The organism is Streptococcus sanguinis (genome assembly GCF_019928825.1).
GTDB classification, from domain to species: Bacteria; Bacillota; Bacilli; order Lactobacillales; family Streptococcaceae; genus Streptococcus; species Streptococcus sanguinis_L.
This window is the reverse complement of sequence record NZ_JAHZOP010000001.1, coordinates 703,750-721,879: the sequence shown is the minus strand read 5'-3', so window position 1 is coordinate 721,879 and position 18,130 is coordinate 703,750. Positions and strand designations below refer to the sequence as shown.

The window sequence follows — 18,130 nt, the reverse complement described above, 5'->3', positions numbered from 1 at the left end:
CAGGACTTAAAATCCTGCGATTGGTAACGATCGTACCGGTTCGATTCCGGTCCTCGGCATAGACTTGTAAGAGGCAGAAGTGGAAGAAGATGAGCACCCTTAGCTCAACTGGATAGAGTACCTGACTACGAATCAGGCGGTTAGAGGTTCGACTCCTCTAGGGTGCATTAAATTGTTTGATTTTTTCTTAACTTTTGTTATAATGAATTTAATATAAATAGTGAGCACCCTTAGCTCAACTGGATAGAGTACCTGACTACGAATCAGGCGGTTAGAGGTTCGACTCCTCTAGGGTGCATTAAATTGTTTGATTTTTTCTTAACTTTTGTTATAATGAATTTAATATAAATAGTGAGCACCCTTAGCTCAACTGGATAGAGTACCTGACTACGAATCAGGCGGTTAGAGGTTCGACTCCTCTAGGGTGCATTTGGAAGCGAAGTCTTAGGGCTCCGTTTTTAGATTGTTTAAACACCGGGAAGTAGCTCAGCTTGGTAGAGTACTTGGTTTGGGACCAAGGTGTCGCAGGTTCGAATCCTGTCTTCCCGACTAGATGACATAGAAGATAGATATACTGATCTATCTTTTTTGTTTTAATAAAATTGTGTGTTCGGTATCCATAAATTAGCTAAGATATTCTGATATTAAGATTTCTTAGTTATAGTTCTTTTTAATTAGAGATTCAATCTTTTAGAACTACTGTATTTTCTCTTTGTGTTTATTTATATTAGGGAGCAAGAGATTTGATTATTTAACTGTCTTTAGATTGATTTTAAAGACTAGTGTTTCGGGTGTTTTGCATCTATCATTCTGCTCGAATGTACTTTCCGTTTGAGATGAGTAATATTAAAGATAAAAACCTCTGATAGCAGTGTTTGTTGCTTTCAGAGGTTTTTATATGTGCTGAGTTTGATTTACTACATCAAAGAGTATTCGTCAGATAGCATAATGGTTTCTTTACCCTTGTTATCAACGATGTAGACTTTTCTGGGAAAGAAAGGGTCAAATTGGTAGTTTAAATCAAATGAAATAATAGTATTGAAGTTTTTTTGTGAGAATCGTAGAGATACTCTTCCTTGGCTATTGATGATTTCGAACTTGAGGACTGGGCGAAGTTCGAAGACTCCTTTGAGATTGTTATCAATGATGTACCAGAATGAATCGACAATTTCTTCAGGGAGGCTCGTCATGATGCCAAAGCTGGCATATCGGCCGAGAGTATTTGTAAATGCCATGGGAGACTCCTTTCTTACAGTCTGGATTTTCTTATATGATACCCGAAAATGCTTGAGATTGCAAGAATTTGACCTCTGGCAGGTCTGAATTAGACAAAAGAAAAAGAGCTTACGCTCTTTGACAACTTTATCGATTCTTTAGTTCAACATAACGTTTGTACCAAATATTGACATAAGCATCTGAAAATGGACCTCTTCCGTTGTTAATCCAATCAACTAGGATTTTGACATTTTCTTTGAGAATGAAATCCAAATCATCAGAATAGTGCATCTGCTTTTTGTGGCGTTCATATTCTTCTACATCCAACAGGCGTTTTTCACCATCAGCAAAGACTTTGACGTCTAAATCATAGTCAATGTATTTTAGAGCTTCATTATCCAGATAGTAAGGGCTGGCTAGGTTGCAGTAGTATGAAGTTCCATTGTCTCGAATCATGGCAATGATATTAAACCAGTATTTTTTATGAAAATAGACAATGGCTGGTTCACGTGTTACCCAACGTCGGCCGTCACTTTCTGTTACCAATGTGTGGTCATTAACACCAATAATGGCGTTTTCTGTTGTCTTTAGTACCATGGTATCTCGCCAGGTGCGGTGAAGATTCCCATCATGCTTATAACTTTGAATTGTAATAAAGTCGCCTTCTTTTGGAAGTTTCATAACTTACCAACTTTCTACAATTTATAAGTTTATCTTCTTTATTGTAACATATTTTCATAGAAATGCATAAGTTTTCATAGAAAATCTTAAAGATATTCTCTCAGAGCGCTAGCGATGTCGGAGAAATCATAGCCTTTACGAGCTAGAGCTTGGGTCAGACGCTGTTTTAAGTCATAGCCGTCGTATTTTTTTGAGTACTTGCGGTATTGCTTGTCTAGCTCTTTATAGAGCAGTTCTTGCTGGTTTTCTTGGTCTTCTTCGATTTCCAAATGCTGATAGGCGTTTTTGGCTTGGCTGTATGAAAAACCTTTGTTTATCAAGGATTGAAGTATTTTATCTTGTAAAGCCTTGCTGGGCAGTTTTCCTTGGTGTTTTTTGAGCAGCTTTTCGGCAACCTTGTCTGTTAGTTCAGTAAAATCAAACTGGCTCAATTCGTCTTCTATGATAGTGCTAGAAATCCCTTTTTGACTGAGTTTTTGTTTGAGAACAAAAGCGCCTTTGTCACCGGTGAGAAAGTTAGATTGGATAAAAGAATTAGCATATCTTTTATCATTAATCCAATTATCCTTTTTTAGATTGTCCAAGACCTGGCTGATGGTTTCTGGTTGGATGTCGTGCTGCGTTAAGTAGTCTTTAACTTCCTTAGCAGTTCTTTGCTTGAAGGAGAGATGGTAAAGAGCTAGATTTTTTCCGTAAGAAAATTGGGCATAGTCTTGAATTTCTGATAGCTCCTGCTCTGTGATTTCCATTCCTTTGGACAGCATGAAGCGGACGATGGTGTCTTCTGTAATATAGAGCTTTTCACTGTCGTCCAACTCCAAGAGGTAGAGTCTTTTTTTCTTTTCGATTTTTGTGATTTTCATAAGAGATTTTGGTAGAATCCTTTCTTTTAGCCAAATGCTTCAAAGGCAGCTATCAAGCGCAGTTTGTCTGTATCAACATCCTTCCTGCCATAGTAGTCAAGAAAGAGCTCTGCGTATCTAGGATCAGATAAATTATAAGTAAGAGACCAGATCGCCCAGTAAAGGTCAATGTGGCGATCACTAAGGCCAGCGAGGCCAACGTCAATAAAGCAGGAGAAGGTTGTTGCGTCTTTCAGAATGAAATTAGGCAAGCAGGCATCTCCGTGGATCAAGGCGTCCGCCGTCAGTAGACCTCCCTGCTCTTGGATAAGCTGGTATGCTTCTTCTCGACTTTGGATATGAAATTGAGGCAATAAAGCTTTTTGATAAAAGCAACCTTTCCGATAATTATGCTCTGCTTGCTCTTTATAGTGTTGAAGGCGATGCTGGTTTGGGAAATACTGGGGTTGGATGCTGTGAAGTCTTTTAAGTGCGGTAGCCATTGTTTTGCAAAGTTCTTCTGGCTGTTGGAGAAAGGCTAGGGCGTCCTTGCCCTCGGCTTCTTTAGTCAGCAGGTAGTCTTTATCTGTTGTTTGGTAGTGAATGATAGGCACACCGAGTCCTTGCTTCTCAAACCATTTGGCAAGTGTGGCTTCTTGGGCTAACTGGCCTTTTTGGTCGATTTTCAAATAATAGCCTGTATCAGCATAGAAAACGCTGGCTCCGGAATGTGAGGAGCTGTCGTAAAAATTAGCTCCCTCTAGATAAGTTCGTATTTGCTCAGGGAACTGGGCTAGTGGAAGGGATATTTTTTCTGCTTTCATACTTTTATTGTAACATATTCTCAACTAATGCGAGGCAGCGTGGTATAATAGAATCATGAATGTGAAAGTGAAGCAAAGAATCCCTTTGAAAATTAAGAAAATGGGGATTAATGGGGAAGGGATTGGATTTTATAAGAAAACGCTGGTCTTTGTGCCAGGGGCTTTGAAAGGTGAGGAAGTTTACTGTCAGGTTACCAGAGTTCAGCGTAATTTTATCGAGGCCAAGCTCTTGACAATTAACAAGCGGTCGAAATTTCGGGTGGAAGCGCCTTGTGAGATTTATGATAGCTGCGGGGGCTGTCAAATCATGCACCTCCACTATGACAAGCAGTTGGAGTTTAAGGAAGATTTGCTGCGTCAGGCCTTGAAAAAATTTGCGCCAGCTGGCTATGAGAACTATGAGATTCGTCCGACCATTGGTATGCAGGAGCCGCTCTATTATCGGGCTAAGCTGCAGTTTCAGACTCGGAAGTTCAAGGATGAGGTCAAGGCTGGGCTCTATGCCCAGAATTCCCACTATCTGGTCTCGCTGAAAAACTGTCTGGTTCAGGACAAGGTAACGCAAAAGATCATAAATAAGGTAGCTCGGCTTTTAGGCAAGTATAGGCTGCCCATCTATGATGAGAGAAAGACTGCTGGGGTACGAACGGTCATGATTCGCAGGGCTAGAAAGACAGGTCAGGTGCAGATGATTTTTGTGACGGGGCGCAAGCTAGACTTTTCTCCAGTCGTCCGAGACCTAGTGGCTGAATTTCCAGAGTTGGAAACAGTGGCGGTCAATTATCATACGAGCAAGTCCAGTGAGATTTATGGGGATAAGACAGAGATTATCTGGGGCGAGGAGGCTATCCAAGAAGGAGTGCTGGACTATGAGTTCTCCCTATCGCCTCGAGCTTTCTATCAGCTCAACCCTGAACAGACAGAAGTGCTCTATGGGGAGGCGGTTAAGGCGCTGGATGTGACGAGAGAAGACCATTTGATTGATGCCTATTGCGGAGTGGGGACCATCGGCTTTGCCTTTGCTAAAAGGGTTAAGTCTCTGCGTGGCATGGACATCATCCCTGAGGCCATTGAAGACGCCAAGCGCAATGCAAAAAAGATGGGCTTTGACAATACACTCTACGAAGCTGGAACGGCAGAGGAGATTATTCCTCGTTGGTACGCTGAAGGTTATCGGGCGGATGCCTTGATTGTTGACCCACCGCGAACTGGTCTGGACGATAAACTGCTGGAGACGATTGTCCGTTATGCACCTGAAAAGATGGTCTACGTTTCCTGCAATGTCTCAACTCTGGCTCGGGATCTGGTCAAACTTTGTCAGGTCTACGATGTCCACTACATCCAGTCAGTTGATATGTTTCCGCATACCGCTCGGACAGAGGCAGTGGTGAAATTGTCTAAGCGAGATAGCTCTCGTTCGAGTTAATCGTAAGCAGCTTGCAAGGGTTGACAAAATCATTCTAAAAAGGACTTAGTTTTCTTGCAATACGGAGCTAAGCCTTTTCTTTTGTCAAGATTGCAATGGTTTTATCTTAAGCATAAGCTAGGAAGGTTAGTCTCCACCTAATCAATTAGTCAAAAAAAGAGAACACTCGTCAAGTGTTCTCCAATGGCAATCAGTTATATTAGAATAAACCGAAGACTAGGACTGCAAGGACGGCACCAATGATTGGTCCGACAACTGGAATCCAAGCATAGCTCCAATCGCCATTTCCTTTATTTGGAATCGGAAGGAGACTGTGCATGATGCGAGGTCCTAAGTCACGAGCCGGGTTGAGAGCAGAGCCAGTTGTTCCACCAAGTGATAGACCAATTCCGACAATCAATGTTCCGACTGCAAAAGTGCCAATGCCTGCTTGCAGCTTATAAAGTCCAAGAGCGAAGATAGTCAGCACAAGAACAAAGGTTCCAAGGATTTCGCTAATCAGGTTAGAGAAGGTATCTTTGATAGCTGGGCCTGTGCTGAATGTACCCAAAACGTTAGCCGGATTTTCTTCAGCCAAATAGTGAGGTTTGAACTGTAGGAAGACAAGGAACTGTCCGACCATAGCACCTGCAAACTGAGCAAGGATGTAAGGAAGAACAGACGCCCAAGGCAAATCACCTTTCAGAGCTACTCCGATAGTTAGGGCAGGATTCAGATGGGCTGGGCCAAGGTTACCAGATACAAAAGCAGCGATGGCAACAGCAATCCCCCATCCCATGGTAATCACAATCCAACCTGAATTGTGACTCTTGGTTTTGGGAAGAACCACACCTGCAACGACGCCATTTCCCAGAAGGAGCAAGAGCAGTGTTCCTAAAAATTCACCAAATATTTCTTTCATCATTTATGTTACTCCATTTAAAAGAAGGGGAGACAGACAGTTGTTAGTCTACCGCCTCTTCTTGTGCTTTCTATTTTTTTAATTCTTCTAAATCGTTATTTGCAAGGGCAGCTTGAACGTCTTTTCGATAAGTTGCTTTTTCTTCTTCTGTCCAGTCGTAGAATCGTCCCATTTCATCCAGAACAGGCTCTACAATTGCATCTAAGCTGTCCCGCATAAAGAGCATGTGATTTGTCCGGCGCAGCAGGAAGTCAACAGGGCTCAGAGCCAACTCATTGCGCATTGCATAATGCAGTGACAAGGTATCCGCTAGGCTGAGACCTGGTGCTTGTTCGATGCTGTGAGCGAGGGCAAAGACTTTAGGAGCATTGGAACCGTAAAGGTTTGCAAGATAGAAGGCTTCTTTGCTGTCTAAACCGCGTGAGACACCAAGTTGAGCAAAAGCTTCGATTTCGGAATCCACATTTGCTGGATTGAGCTCTCCGCCTGAAACAGGGTAGGTCTTCGAGTTGATGAGCTTGAAGCTGCGGTCAAATTCTGCTTTGAGGATTTCAACCACACGCTCCATAGCGCCTTCAGCCATCTTACGATAGTCTGTGATTTTACCGCCAGCAAGGGTCAAGAGGCCATTGTTATCACGTTCTAAGCTGGAACCGCGAGACACGGCAGATGGATCCAAGTGTTTTTCAGAAGTGCTGCTTTCGAGTTGCGTAACAGCTGCTTCAACATCCTCACGAGATTTTTCTTTGGCCAGATAGCTTTCAACAGTCGCAATCAGTACATTGAAGCTTTCGTCGCTAATGGTACCGTTGTTTCCGCCGTTGTAGTCAGAAGCGCTGTTTCCTGCAATCAGAGGACGCAGCCCTGCCCAGCTGCTTTCGATGTCGTCAATTGTGATTTTTGCTTCTGGGAAGCGATTGTTGACAATGCCCAAGAGGTAATCTACATCTTCTTGTGTTACTTTTGGATGCTCCAGGTCACCAGTGTAGTCAGTGTCAGTCGTACCAAAGTAGGTTTTATTTTCACGTGGAAGAACAAAGACCATCCGGCCGTCTCCCAAGCCTGTGTCAAAGTAGACTGGCTGAGAAACCTTGATCTTGCTAGAGTCAACTACCAAGTGAACACCCTTGGTTGGACGCATTTGAGAATATTGCTCACCGTCATTTGACAGATTGCGCACCTTGTCGCTCCAAGGCCCAGTTGTGTTGATGACTAGGCGAGCCTTGATTTCAAAGACTTCATCTGTCAAGAGGTCACGCGCAACAACGCCTGTAATCTTTCCAGCTTCATCAAAGAGGAAGCCTTCTGCCTTAACGTGGTTGGCAATGAGAGCACCGTCTTGGTTGGCGCGTTTGATATTTTCAATTACGAGACGTGCGTCGTTGTTGCGGAAGTCAAGATAGACACCACCGCCGACTAAGCCTTCCTTCTTGAGTTCAGGTTCCCGTTCTAAGACTTCTTCCTTGCTCAAGACCTTGTTGGCAGCAGGAGTGTTGTTAACACCGGCTAAGAGGTCGTAGAGGTCCATAGCCACTTTGAGGCGGAAGAGGCTGAAGGTAGCGCCATCTTCTTCATAGACTGGAAGGAGCATAGGATCTGGTTTTGGAATATGAGGGGCAATTTGCTGTACCACTGCACGCTCAGAAACTGTATCTGAGACCACCTCTACGTCGAATTGTTTGAGGTAACGAAGACCGCCGTGGACCAGTTTGGTAGAACGGCTAGAAGTCCCTTCAGCAAAGTCCTGCATTTCAATCAGACCGGTCTCCAGTCCACTAGCTGCCGCTTGCAAGGCTACCCCAGCACCGGTAATCCCACCACCGATAATCAGGAGGTCCAAGGTGCGTTCCTGCATTTTTTTTATCGATAATTCACGTGTTTTCTTTGAAAATTCCATAATTACACACTTTCTAACTTAGTCGTTTCCTGCTTCTACTGACTTTTTTATCAAAAATAAATCAGTATCAGTCGTCGATTTCTGCAAAGGCTTGAGTTGCCTTAACGGCTTTTTTCCATCCTTTGTAGAGTTGTTCCTTGCGGGATTCATTCATAGACGGCTCAAAGAGTTCTCCAGTTTCATTGAGAGTGCGGAGTTCGTCTAAGTCTTTCCAGTAGCCTACTGACAGTCCTGCCAAGAAGGCTGCACCGAGAGCAGTTGTTTCTAAGTTTTTAGCACGGGCAATATCGATTCCCAAAATGTCAGCCTGGAACTGCATGAGGAAGTTGTTCATAGCAGCACCGCCATCAACTTTGAGGACTTGAATAGCAGTCTTGGCATCCACCTGCATAGTATCAATGATGTCTCGTACTTGGTAAGCGATGGATTGCAGAGTAGCCTTGATAAAGTCTTCCTTGCTGGTTCCGCGGGTCAAGCCAAAGACAGATCCACGTGCATTTTGATCCCAATACGGAGCGCCTAGACCTGTAAAGGCAGGTACGACATAGACTTCGTCATTGTTGTGAGAATCGAGAGCATATTTTTCAGATTCTGGTGAATTTTCAACCATTCGAAGACCGTCACGCAGCCATTGAATAGCACTTCCAGCAATGAAGATAGAACCTTCTAAGGCATAGTAAACTTTGCCGTTGATACCGTAGCCGATGGTTGTCAAGAGGTTGTTTTCAGATAGTTGCATCTCTTCACCAGTATTCATGATGATGAAGGAACCAGTTCCGTAAGTATTCTTAACCATGCCAGGCTCAAAAGCTAACTGTCCAAAGAGAGCTGCCTGCTGGTCACCAGCCATACCAGAGATTGGAACTTCTCCACCGTAGAAATGGAATGGAGCAGTCTTGCCATAGATTTCTGAGTTAGATCGAACTTCTGGAAGCATAGCCTTTGGAATGTTAAGGATTTCCAAAATCTCGTCGTCCCATTTAAGATCCTTGATGTTATAGAGCATGGTACGGGCTGCATTTGAGTAGTCGGTCACATGAGCTGCGCCGTCGGTCAATTTCCAAACCAGCCAGGTATCGATGGTACCAAAGAGCAATTCGCCCTTCTCAGCTCTTTCTTGCGCTCCCTCTACATGGTCCAAAATCCAGCGAACCTTGGTAGCAGAGAAGTAAGCGTCAATAATCAAACCAGTCTTTTCATGGAATTTTTCTACATACCCTTGGCTTTTCAGCTGTTCAGCCAGAGGAGCAGTCTGACGAGATTGCCAAACGATAGCATTGTAGATAGGAAGACCAGTATTCTTATCCCAGACAACAGTAGTTTCACGCTGGTTGGTGATCCCGATGGCTTCAATTTGATTAGGTTTGACTCCACTTTCAATGAAGGCACCAGCGATAACAGACTGAACAGAGTTCCAAATTTCATTGGCATTGTGCTCAACCCATCCAGCTTGAGGGAAAATCTGAGTAAATTCTTTTTGACTGGAGCTAACTTTTTCTCCTTTTTTGTTAAAGATGATGGCGCGGGAACTAGTAGTTCCTTGGTCGATGGCCATGATGTATTTTTCTTGTGACATGAACTGTCCTCCTGGTAAAAATCTTGAGGATGTTTCCTCTACAGTAACTAGTATATAAAATAAAACGCTTTCTTTTTTATCAACTTTTTTTAAATTTAAAAAAAAATTGAGGAGATTGTGCGAAAATCACAAAGAAACCTGGATTTCTCCAAGTTTCTTAATGAAATATCATGTTCCGAATTTTTGCTAAATCTTCCAAATCCAGGTCATTTTTTAAATAATAGATGGGAACTTGCTGGGTCTGATGGATGGGATTGTTGGTGATGATGAGGTCATAATTTCTGGTAAGGTCGTAGGATTCAATCGTAATAAAGCGATTGTACTCTAAGTACCGCCTTAATATGGCAGTCATCCTGGAAACAACTATAAAGCTATCTATCAAGTCCATGCCTATCTTGATGACTTGACCGTCGTTTTCAGCAATGTACTCCATCAGCTGGAGCCATTCCCACAAAACCTTTTTATCCAGAGATGTTCCCTGTTGGAAAATAGGCAGTTTGCTAAAAATAGTGTCTGCCACTTGTCGATAATCGTATTCGCTCCATAAGTAAGGATGGCGAAGTTCTAAGTCATGCTTGTATTTGTCTTGCAAGAGATAGCCTTTGAAAAGAAAGACGCGGGCGCAGAGCTGGCTGAGTTCGTAGGTCACCTGGTCTTCGATATAGTCACCTAGCAAGTCCTGAGATTTCATCTCTTGAATCAGTTGCGTAATCAGGCTGGCAATTTCACCGCCAAAGCCCAGTATATATTCCATGGTGTGCAGGGGCAGAATCCGATGGGAAAGCAGAAATGAAAAGAAAATCATCATTTCGCCATCTTCGAGACTCAGGGTGATGTGCTGCCCGGCAAAGAAATCATTTGCCCGGCGATGCAAGCGCTGGTAGAAGATATTCTCAAAATAGCCCTGCATTTTCTGCTCAATGTTTTGGAATTGACAGGCAATAACGCGTAGGCGCTGTTGGGTGATATGTGCCCAAAGGGCCAAGTCCAATCGCTGCCCTTGAGAGAGCTGAGCTCCACAGAGTTCTTCTAAGACGGCAACTTCCTGCCTTCTTTCTGGTTTTTGAAGTTCTTTTTCCCAATCTTGACTAGACCAAACCTTACGAAAGAGGCAGAAATAAAAATAGCGGATCTGGTGCTCAGGACCTTTTAAGCGGCCGTTTTGGATAGATAGCTCAAACTCTGATAAAATCTGATTTAAACCGAATATATGACGGCCGAGTGTTGCTTCACTGATCATGAACTCTTGGGCTAATTGATGGGCTAAAAACTGCTGATGATAGAGCAAGTGGTTTAAAATCTGGTATTTGACGGCATTGTCCAAAAAGAGCCTGCAAATGTCCCGTCCCTTGGTATCAGGTCCGATGGACAGACTGAGCGTTTCGTCCTGAAGCTGGATGGATAAGGTTGCATGATGGTCCATAGCCTTGTCGTTAATCAGGCTAATGTACTTGGTCAAGGTTGCTTTCGAGAAGCCGGTTTCAGACATAACGTCCTTCAAACTGGATGTAGAATGCTGCTGTAAATAAGACAGGACAATAAACTGCCCCGCTTCACTCTTTTCCATTAAGTCTGCAAGATACATACGAAAACCCTCTCAATTCACTAATCTTAGCTTATCACAAAAGGGAAAAAAGACGAAGAAATGTGCTTTATATTTTCTTATCGTTTCCTAAGGCAATAATGGAAGGCAGAAGTCTGTTATCATGTCTATCTTAATTCGCTATTCCATTTTGTTTGAACAGTGTAAGAGGAGTAGAATCCAATTCTTCTTTGCTTTGAGTCTGATCGCTTTTTTATGGTATAATTGTAGAAAAATGACGATGAAGGAGCAGCTATGGATAATGTGATTGATTTGTCTATCCCAGTGGCAGAAGTGATTGAGAAGCAGCCAGAAGTTTTGGATGTTCTGGTCGAGTTGGGCTTTACGCCTCTGGCCAATCCCGTTATGCGCAATACAGTCGGGCGCGTGGTTTCTATCAAAAAAGGTGCTGGTATGAATGGCATTGACCTTAATAAAATCAAGCAAACTCTGGAATTAAACGGCTATGAAGTGGTGGGGATTTAGGCATGGCTACTGAACGCATTGAAGTCCTCAAGTCTATCTTGTTGGATTTACATAACGGAGCTTCGGCAGAGTCTGTTCAGGAGCTTTTTAATGAGCATTTTGCTGGTGTGTCCGCTATAGAGATTAGCCTGATGGAGCATGAGCTGATGAACTCGGATACGGGAGTGACCTTTGAAGATGTCATGTCCCTCTGCAATGTTCATGCCAACCTCTTTAAAGGTGCCATTCAGGATGTAGAGGTGGCTGATACCGACCATCCAGGCCATCCTATTCAGGTCTTTAAGCAGGAAAATTTAGCCTTGCGGGCTGCCCTTATGCGGGTTCGCAGGCTCCTATCTACCTATGAAACGACAGAAGATGAGGATCTTCTTCCTGAAATCTGCAAGGGACTTCAGCGCCAGCTGAGTTTGGTGGGGCAGTTTGATATCCACTATCAGCGCAAGGAAGAGCTCATGTTTCCAATCATGGAGAGCTACGGCCACGATTCGCCGCCCAAGGTCATGTGGGGTGTAGATGACCAGATTCGAGACCTTTTCCAAGAGGCTAAGATTGCTGCAGAGCAGCTACCAGATACTTCGATTCAAGAAGTCAAGGACAAGTTTGAGGCTTTTGCGGCTGAGTTTGAAGCTATGATTTTCAAGGAAGAGTCTATCCTTCTCATGATTCTCCTCGAGTCCTTCCATCAGGATGACTGGCTCAAGATTGCTGAGGAGAGCGATGCTTATGGCTATGCCATTATCAAGCCGACAGAGAAATGGATTCCTGCGCGGCACTCATTCTCGGAGGAGGAAGTTGGGGATGCTGCTGATGAAGGAAGCGAAGCGCCAGCAAGCACAGAGCAGACTAGTGATGGCAGGTTTCAGCAGGTCATTGATACGCCGGATGGTCAGGTCACCATTTCCTTTAAGCCTAAGGAAAAGAAGGAGCAAGCCATTAATCGGGACTCCCAGCAGCCTTTTGGTCATGGCTATCTGTCGGTGGCGGAGGCCAATCTGATTTTGGATCATTTGCCTATGGAGATTACCTTTGTCAATAAGGACGATATTTTCCAGTATTATAATGACAGTGTGCCGGCGGACGAGATGATTTTCAAGCGGACGCCGTCCCAGATAGGGCGCAATGTCGAGCTCTGCCACCCGCCAAAGTTTTTGGACAAGGTGCGGCGGATTTTCAAGGCTCTGCGCGAAGGAGAGCGGGACAAGTTTGAGATGTGGTTCAAGTCGGAATCGCGGGGCAAGTTTGTTCATGTGACCTATGCGGCGGTGCGGGATGAGGCTGGTGAATTTCAGGGGGTGCTGGAGTATGTGCAGGACATTCAGCCCTTCCGTGACATTGACAGTGATTTTTACCGAGATTTGGACTAGCTATTTACAGATAGAAAGTGAGAAAAATGAGTTACGAACAGGAATTTTTACAGGAGTTTGAAGCTTGGGTCAAGACCCAGGTCATGATTAACGAGATGGCCCTCAAGGAGAGTCAGGCAGTCTACGAGGCGGACCAGGATGAGAGGGCTAAGGAAGCGGCCATTCGCTATGAAAGTCGTCTCGATGCCTACCAGTTTCTTTTGGGAAAATTCGCTAATTATCAGGCGGGCAAAGGATTTCACGATCTGCCAGATGGACTTTTGGGTGAGAGAAATTATTGATTTTTCGCTTGAAAGGTGATAGAATAGGTTCATCAGAGGTGTTTTGAGTCAAGCATTTTACAGAAAGTGGTGATGCTGAGAAGTCCACAAATGTGTCAAAACTGGTTGCTGATGAGATGAAAAATTGAAATAAATAAAGTTGCGGGCATCTGCCCGAAATTGGGTGGTACCGCGGATAAATACATTCGTCCCTGTCATAACTATGACAGGGACGATTTTTTGTAGAAAGTGAGGGAGGAAGATGGAGCGGGTACGATTACCAGATCGATTAGAAACAGAACGGCTAGTCTTGCGAGTCCGCACCGTGTCTGATGCATTGGATATCTTTGACTATGCCAGTCGGCCAGAAGTCTCCTACCCAGCAGGTTTTCCACCTGTCAAGACCTTGGAAGATGAGATTTATTACCTAGAACATATCCTTCCTGAGCGTAATGAAAAGGATAATCTCCCAGCAGGCTATGGAATTATCGTTAAAGGAACCGATACAATCATTGGTTCTGTCGATTTCCCCCGTCGCTACGAAGACGATGTACTGGAGATTGGCTATATCTTGCACCCAGACTATTGGGGTCGAGGCTATGTGCCTGAAGCAGCGCGTGCCTTGATTGACCTAGGCTTTAAAGAATTGGGTCTTCACAAGATTGAGCTGACTTGTTTTGGCTACAATATCCAAAGTCAACGAGTTGCAGAGAAACTTGGTTTCACTCTTGAAGCTCGTATCCGAGACCGCAAAGATATTCAAGGCAAGCGTTGTGACAGTCTGATATATGGCTTGCTGAAGAGTGAGTGGGAGTGAAATATATGAATACAAGTGATAATATTGATGAATTTATAGTAGCATTAAAAGATTTAAATGAGATTATTGAGAAAAGAGCAAAGCTTAATTTACTTGATAAAGCTGTATTAGCTGAGTCATTTTATAAAGAGATTTTGAATAAATTGTTTTCATGGGAATTAAAAAATTTAAACATAGCTCAGTCTAACTTTGAAGCAATTGATTTAATTGATAAATCTAATAATATTCTTGTTCAAGTTTCTTGTACATGTGAGAATCAAAAAATACATAGTACAATTTCCAAAAAAGAATTATCGAAAGAAGATTATAAAGGATTTGAGCTTTATTTTGTTTTTGTTGGCAAACAAAATAGTAATGTAAAAAAAGGCAAATATAACTGTATTCCACAACTAAGTTTTAATCCTAACAAGAATATTCTTCTGACAGATGATTTAATAAAATATTATCAAGATTTAAATCCAAATGCACAAGATAAGATACTTAATATTATTAGAAGTTATCTAACTAAAGAAAATAAAGTAAATAATAGTATTTCAAAAATGGAAATATCAGAAATGATACTTGAAATTTTAGATGAAAATAGCCAAATATTTTATAAGTATGGTCCAAAGTCAGACGTTGCTTTAAATAGTCCAATGAGCGAAGCTTCATTTAAAATATGGTGTGAATCCAAGATGAAAATTATTGGTAATAATAAGAAAATATTAAATATATATCAACAGCATAAATTGCTTTTTAGTCGGGAAGAAAAGTTATTATTTCATAAGTTTGAATTAAATGTAAAATCATTTGAACAAAATAATGAAGATAGACTAGATTCAAGTGCTTATGAACCATTTCCAGAAGAATTTCCTAAGATGTTGGAAAAGATTGTTAGTAATCAAGGAGTAAAATAATATGTCAAATTATAGTGATGTACCAAGACCAGAGTCAGTGGTTTATTTTGAACAGATATTGGATAGTCATGTTAAGATTGTTAGATATGAAAAATTAGAAGATTTCGTTTATAACTTATTTCTTAATAGTGGTAAGACATATTTAGTTTGGTTAACAAATAAATACACTGTATCTATTAATGATATTGTTGAAAAAATTGATGAAAATTTTGATGCGTTAGTGACTATTAGCGGGTGGAATGACTATACATATGAAGCAAAAGAATATGCTCTGAAAAACCATTTTGGCTTATTCAAGTCTCGTGAATTTATGGGCGCATTAAACTACCCAGATCCGTCTCAATATTATACTGGAATTGATGAAGAAGATGGAAAAAGGATGTATGGAGAACATGGGTATAAATTTGATTGATGATTTAGAATTAAAAAGAATATTAAACATTAAGATTCGGTTTGAACTTTATCATTTTGGATCTTCTTTAGAGAATAAATTTTTCAACGATATTGATTTATTGTTAGTCTATAACAATAGTGAAAAAAACAATCAAAGAGAACTCTTAATGTTAAAAAGGAATATTACAGATTATCTGTGTAATCAGTATCATAAAAATATTGATATCACTGTTTTATCAGAAAATGAAGAAGAAGAAAAAAATTTTTTAGAACAAATACATTACTCAAGAATATATTAAGGAGAACACACATGTCTAAAGAACTTTCACCTAAATACAATCCAGCCGAGGTTGAGGCTGGTCGTTACCAAAAATGGCTTGATGCTGATATTTTCAAGCCTTCTGGAGATCAAAAGGCCAAGCCTTATTCGATTGTGATTCCACCACCAAACGTAACTGGTAAACTCCACCTTGGTCACGCTTGGGATACGACTTTGCAGGATATCATCATCCGTCAGAAGCGCATGCAAGGCTTTGATACGCTTTGGCTGCCAGGGATGGACCACGCGGGGATTGCGACTCAGGCTAAGGTCGAGGAGCGCTTGCGGGAGCAAGGCATTTCCCGCTATGACCTCGGTCGTGAGAAATTCCTCGATAAAGTCTGGGAATGGAAAGACGAATATGCGACGACCATCAAGGAACAATGGGGCAAGATGGGTCTCTCTGTAGACTACTCTCGTGAGCGTTTCACTCTTGACGAAGGGCTATCAAAAGCCGTCCGCAAGGTCTTTGTCGAGCTTTACAAGAAAGGCTGGATCTATCGTGGTGAGTTTATCATCAACTGGGACCCAGCAGCTCGCACAGCCTTGTCTGATATCGAGGTTATTCACAAGGACGTTGAAGGTGCCTTCTACCACATGAACTACATGCTGGAAGATGGCTCACGCGCCCTCGAAGTAGCGACCACTCGTCCTGAAACGATGTTTGGGGATGTTGCCGTTGCGGTCAATCCAGAAGACCCACGCTACAAGGACTTGATTGGCCAAAACGTTATTCTGCCAATCGCTAATAAACTAATCCCAATCGTTGCGGACGAACACGCAGATCCTGAGTTTGGGACTGGTGTCGTGAAAATCACGCCGGCTCACGATCCAAATGACTTCTTGGTTGGTCAACGCCATAACTTGCCACAAGTCAATGTGATGAACGACGATGGAACCATGAATGACTTGGCCTTCGAATTTGCAGGTATGGACCGTTTTGAAGCTCGTAAAGCAGTCGTTGCCAAGTTGGAAGAAATCGGTGCTCTTGTAAAAATCGAAAAACGTGTCCACAGTGTTGGTCACTCAGAGCGGACTGGCGTTATGGTTGAGCCGCGTCTGTCAACCCAGTGGTTTGTTAAGATGGATCAATTAGCTAAGAATGCCATCGCTAATCAAGACACAGAGGACAAAGTTGAATTCTACCCACCTCGTTTCAACGATACCTTCCTTCAATGGATGGAAAATGTCCACGACTGGGTTATCTCTCGTCAGCTCTGGTGGGGTCACCAAATCCCAGCCTGGTACAATACTGACGGCGAAATCTATGTGGGCGAAGAAGCACCAGAAGGCGATGGTTGGACTCAGGACGAAGATGTACTTGATACATGGTTCAGTTCTGCCCTTTGGCCATTCTCAACCATGGGCTGGCCTGATGTGGACTCAGATGACTTCAAGCGTTATTTCCCTACTTCAACCTTGGTAACAGGCTATGATATCATCTTCTTCTGGGTATCTCGGATGATTTTCCAATCTTTGGAGTTCACTGGCCGTCAGCCATTCCAAAACGTTCTGATTCACGGTCTCATTCGGGATGAGGAAGGCCGCAAGATGTCCAAGTCTCTTGGTAACGGGATTGATCCGATGGATGTCATTGACAAATACGGTGCCGATGCTCTGCGTTGGTTCCTATCAAACGGCTCTGCCCCTGGACAAGACGTGCGCTTCTCTTACGAGAAAATGGATGCTTCTTGGAACTTCATTAACAAAATCTGGAACATTTCCCGCTATATCCTCATGAACAATGAAGGCTTGACGCTGGATGCGGTGCGTGAGAATGTTGCTCAGGTGGCGGCTGGTCAGGCAGGCAATGTCACCGACCGCTGGATTCTCCACAACCTCAACGAAACCATTGGCAAGGTCACTGAGAACTTCGATAAGTTTGAGTTTGGTGTGGCTGGCCATATCCTCTATAACTTCATTTGGGATGAATTTGCCGACTGGTATGTGGAGCTGACGAAGGAAGTGCTTTACAGCGACAATGAAGACGAGAAAGTCATCACTCGCTCTGTCCTCCTCTACACGCTGGACCAAATCCTGCGCCTGCTTCACCCAATCATGCCTTTCGTGACCGAGGAAATCTTTGGTCAAATCTCAGAAGGTACCATCGTGACCGCGGCTTATCCAGTGGTTCGTCCAGAGTTTGAAAATGCCGAGGCAGCAGCTGGCGTGGAAGCCCTCAAGGATCTGATTCGTTCGGTGCGCAATAGCAGAGCTGAGGTCAATGTGGCGCCAAGCAAGCCGATTACTATCTTGATTAAGACGACAGACAGTGCGCTGGAAACCTTCTTCAAGGATAATGTCAACTACATCAAGCGTTTCACCAATCCTGAACATCTGGAAATAGCAGCAGACCTTGCTGTGCCAGAGCTGGTCATGTCCAGTATCATCACAGGAGCAGAAATCTACCTGCCGCTGGCTGACCTCCTCAATATCGAGGAAGAACTGGCTCGTCTCGAAAAAGAACTAGCCAAGTGGCAGAAAGAACTGGATATGGTTGGCAAGAAACTCTCTAACGAGCGCTTCGTAGCCAACGCCAAACCAGAAGTCGTCCAAAAAGAACGCGACAAACAAGCCGACTACCAAGCCAAGTATGATGCAACAGTGGCTCGGATTGATGAGATGAGGAAATTAGTCTAAAATCTTAAATT

17 protein-coding genes and 4 tRNA genes are annotated in these 18,130 nt (G+C 43.1%); 13 read left to right on the top strand and 8 right to left on the bottom strand.

The genetic code is table 11. The features are described 5' to 3' along the window. The first annotated feature begins 93 nt into the window (after positions 1–93). From K1J09_RS03570 to K1J09_RS03555, 4 genes are all read left to right on the top strand, one after another. A tRNA-Arg gene (locus tag K1J09_RS03570) sits at positions 94–167 on the top strand. Positions 168–224: 57 nt separating this feature from the next. Next, a tRNA-Arg gene (locus K1J09_RS03565) sits at positions 225–298 on the top strand. A gap of 57 nt (positions 299–355) precedes the next feature. Continuing rightward, positions 356–429: transfer RNA gene (locus tag K1J09_RS03560), tRNA-Arg, on the top strand. A gap of 46 nt (positions 430–475) precedes the next feature. Then, positions 476–549, top strand: a tRNA-Pro gene (locus tag K1J09_RS03555). Between the two features lie 368 nt (positions 550–917). Here K1J09_RS03555 and K1J09_RS03550 read toward each other — a convergent pair. From K1J09_RS03550 to K1J09_RS03535, 4 genes are all read right to left on the bottom strand, one after another. Then, positions 918–1,235 carry a DUF960 domain-containing protein gene (locus K1J09_RS03550; RefSeq protein WP_002896977.1) on the bottom strand — a complete coding sequence of 106 codons (318 nt, stop codon included), beginning with the start codon at positions 1,233–1,235 and terminating at the stop codon, positions 918–920. Positions 1,236–1,362: 127 nt separating this feature from the next. Continuing rightward, positions 1,363–1,896, bottom strand: coding sequence for a nucleoside tri-diphosphate phosphatase (gene ntdP, locus K1J09_RS03545; protein WP_002896978.1), 534 nt, complete (start codon positions 1,894–1,896; stop codon positions 1,363–1,365). A gap of 86 nt (positions 1,897–1,982) precedes the next feature. After that, a complete protein-coding gene (gene recX / locus K1J09_RS03540; RefSeq protein ID WP_223322294.1) occupies positions 1,983–2,759 on the bottom strand; it encodes a recombination regulator RecX in 777 nt (258 codons plus the stop codon). Positions 2,760–2,785: 26 nt separating this feature from the next. After that, positions 2,786–3,562, bottom strand: a complete 777-nt coding sequence (locus K1J09_RS03535; protein WP_223322295.1) for an aminoglycoside 3'-phosphotransferase — start codon at positions 3,560–3,562, stop codon at positions 2,786–2,788. Between the two features lie 55 nt (positions 3,563–3,617). Here K1J09_RS03535 and rlmD point away from each other — a divergent pair, with 55 nt between their 5' ends. Beyond that, positions 3,618–4,988: a 23S rRNA (uracil(1939)-C(5))-methyltransferase RlmD gene (gene rlmD / locus K1J09_RS03530; RefSeq protein ID WP_223322296.1), complete on the top strand. Its 1,371-nt coding sequence runs from the start codon at positions 3,618–3,620 to the stop codon at positions 4,986–4,988. Between the two features lie 199 nt (positions 4,989–5,187). On the opposite strand, the gene K1J09_RS03525 is transcribed toward rlmD, so the two are convergent. From K1J09_RS03525 to K1J09_RS03510, 4 genes are all read right to left on the bottom strand, one after another. Continuing rightward, entirely contained in the window at positions 5,188–5,892 is a 705-nt protein-coding gene (locus K1J09_RS03525) for an MIP/aquaporin family protein (protein ID WP_125332659.1), read from the bottom strand. A 67-nt stretch (positions 5,893–5,959) separates the two neighbouring features. Next, positions 5,960–7,786 carry a type 1 glycerol-3-phosphate oxidase gene (glpO, locus tag K1J09_RS03520; protein WP_223322297.1) on the bottom strand — a complete coding sequence of 609 codons (1,827 nt, stop codon included), beginning with the start codon at positions 7,784–7,786 and terminating at the stop codon, positions 5,960–5,962. A gap of 67 nt (positions 7,787–7,853) precedes the next feature. Continuing rightward, on the bottom strand, positions 7,854–9,362 hold the full coding sequence (glpK, locus tag K1J09_RS03515; RefSeq protein ID WP_002931471.1) for a glycerol kinase GlpK: 1,509 nt from the start codon (positions 9,360–9,362) through the stop codon (positions 7,854–7,856). Positions 9,363–9,519: 157 nt separating this feature from the next. Further along, complete coding sequence (locus K1J09_RS03510) at positions 9,520–10,947, bottom strand: helix-turn-helix domain-containing protein (protein WP_223322298.1); 1,428 nt, start codon at positions 10,945–10,947, stop codon at positions 9,520–9,522. A gap of 252 nt (positions 10,948–11,199) precedes the next feature. On the opposite strand from K1J09_RS03510, the gene K1J09_RS03505 reads away from it, so the two are divergent. From K1J09_RS03505 to K1J09_RS03470, 8 genes are all read left to right on the top strand, one after another. Next, positions 11,200–11,430, top strand: a complete 231-nt coding sequence (locus tag K1J09_RS03505) for a DUF1858 domain-containing protein (RefSeq protein ID WP_002894544.1) — start codon at positions 11,200–11,202, stop codon at positions 11,428–11,430. Positions 11,431–11,432: 2 nt separating this feature from the next. After that, entirely contained in the window at positions 11,433–12,794 is a 1,362-nt protein-coding gene (locus K1J09_RS03500; protein WP_223322299.1) for a DUF438 domain-containing protein, read from the top strand. A gap of 26 nt (positions 12,795–12,820) precedes the next feature. Further along, a complete protein-coding gene (locus K1J09_RS03495; RefSeq protein WP_002899692.1) occupies positions 12,821–13,075 on the top strand; it encodes a DUF1912 family protein in 255 nt (84 codons plus the stop codon). Positions 13,076–13,316: 241 nt separating this feature from the next. Continuing rightward, on the top strand, positions 13,317–13,871 hold the full coding sequence (locus tag K1J09_RS03490; protein ID WP_223322300.1) for a GNAT family N-acetyltransferase: 555 nt from the start codon (positions 13,317–13,319) through the stop codon (positions 13,869–13,871). A gap of 5 nt (positions 13,872–13,876) precedes the next feature. After that, positions 13,877–14,767: an SMEK domain-containing protein gene (locus K1J09_RS03485; RefSeq protein ID WP_223322301.1), complete on the top strand. Its 891-nt coding sequence runs from the start codon at positions 13,877–13,879 to the stop codon at positions 14,765–14,767. A gap of 1 nt (position 14,768) precedes the next feature. Beyond that, complete coding sequence (locus K1J09_RS03480) at positions 14,769–15,179, top strand: hypothetical protein (protein WP_223322302.1); 411 nt, start codon at positions 14,769–14,771, stop codon at positions 15,177–15,179. Further along, on the top strand, positions 15,160–15,459 hold the full coding sequence (locus tag K1J09_RS03475; RefSeq protein WP_223322303.1) for a nucleotidyltransferase: 300 nt from the start codon (positions 15,160–15,162) through the stop codon (positions 15,457–15,459). The genes K1J09_RS03480 and K1J09_RS03475 overlap by 20 nt, the downstream gene beginning before the upstream one ends. An 11-nt stretch (positions 15,460–15,470) precedes the next feature. Beyond that, complete coding sequence (locus tag K1J09_RS03470) at positions 15,471–18,119, top strand: valine--tRNA ligase (protein ID WP_223322304.1); 2,649 nt, start codon at positions 15,471–15,473, stop codon at positions 18,117–18,119. The last annotated feature ends 11 nt before the right edge of the window (positions 18,120–18,130 follow it).

Coding starts and splice junctions, on each gene's coding strand:
- K1J09_RS03550 (WP_002896977.1), bottom strand. CDS start 1,235: ATGGCATTTACAAATACTCTCGGCCGATATGCCAGCTTTGGCATCATG.
- ntdP (WP_002896978.1), bottom strand. CDS start 1,896: ATGAAACTTCCAAAAGAAGGCGACTTTATTACAATTCAAAGTTATAAG.
- recX (WP_223322294.1), bottom strand. CDS start 2,759: ATGAAAATCACAAAAATCGAAAAGAAAAAAAGACTCTACCTCTTGGAG.
- K1J09_RS03535 (WP_223322295.1), bottom strand. CDS start 3,562: ATGAAAGCAGAAAAAATATCCCTTCCACTAGCCCAGTTCCCTGAGCAA.
- rlmD (WP_223322296.1), top strand. CDS start 3,618: ATGAATGTGAAAGTGAAGCAAAGAATCCCTTTGAAAATTAAGAAAATG.
- K1J09_RS03525 (WP_125332659.1), bottom strand. CDS start 5,892: ATGATGAAAGAAATATTTGGTGAATTTTTAGGAACACTGCTCTTGCTC.
- glpO (WP_223322297.1), bottom strand. CDS start 7,786: ATGGAATTTTCAAAGAAAACACGTGAATTATCGATAAAAAAAATGCAG.
- glpK (WP_002931471.1), bottom strand. CDS start 9,362: ATGTCACAAGAAAAATACATCATGGCCATCGACCAAGGAACTACTAGT.
- K1J09_RS03510 (WP_223322298.1), bottom strand. CDS start 10,947: ATGTATCTTGCAGACTTAATGGAAAAGAGTGAAGCGGGGCAGTTTATT.
- K1J09_RS03505 (WP_002894544.1), top strand. CDS start 11,200: ATGGATAATGTGATTGATTTGTCTATCCCAGTGGCAGAAGTGATTGAG.
- K1J09_RS03500 (WP_223322299.1), top strand. CDS start 11,433: ATGGCTACTGAACGCATTGAAGTCCTCAAGTCTATCTTGTTGGATTTA.
- K1J09_RS03495 (WP_002899692.1), top strand. CDS start 12,821: ATGAGTTACGAACAGGAATTTTTACAGGAGTTTGAAGCTTGGGTCAAG.
- K1J09_RS03490 (WP_223322300.1), top strand. CDS start 13,317: ATGGAGCGGGTACGATTACCAGATCGATTAGAAACAGAACGGCTAGTC.
- K1J09_RS03485 (WP_223322301.1), top strand. CDS start 13,877: ATGAATACAAGTGATAATATTGATGAATTTATAGTAGCATTAAAAGAT.
- K1J09_RS03480 (WP_223322302.1), top strand. CDS start 14,769: ATGTCAAATTATAGTGATGTACCAAGACCAGAGTCAGTGGTTTATTTT.
- K1J09_RS03475 (WP_223322303.1), top strand. CDS start 15,160: ATGGGTATAAATTTGATTGATGATTTAGAATTAAAAAGAATATTAAAC.
- K1J09_RS03470 (WP_223322304.1), top strand. CDS start 15,471: ATGTCTAAAGAACTTTCACCTAAATACAATCCAGCCGAGGTTGAGGCT.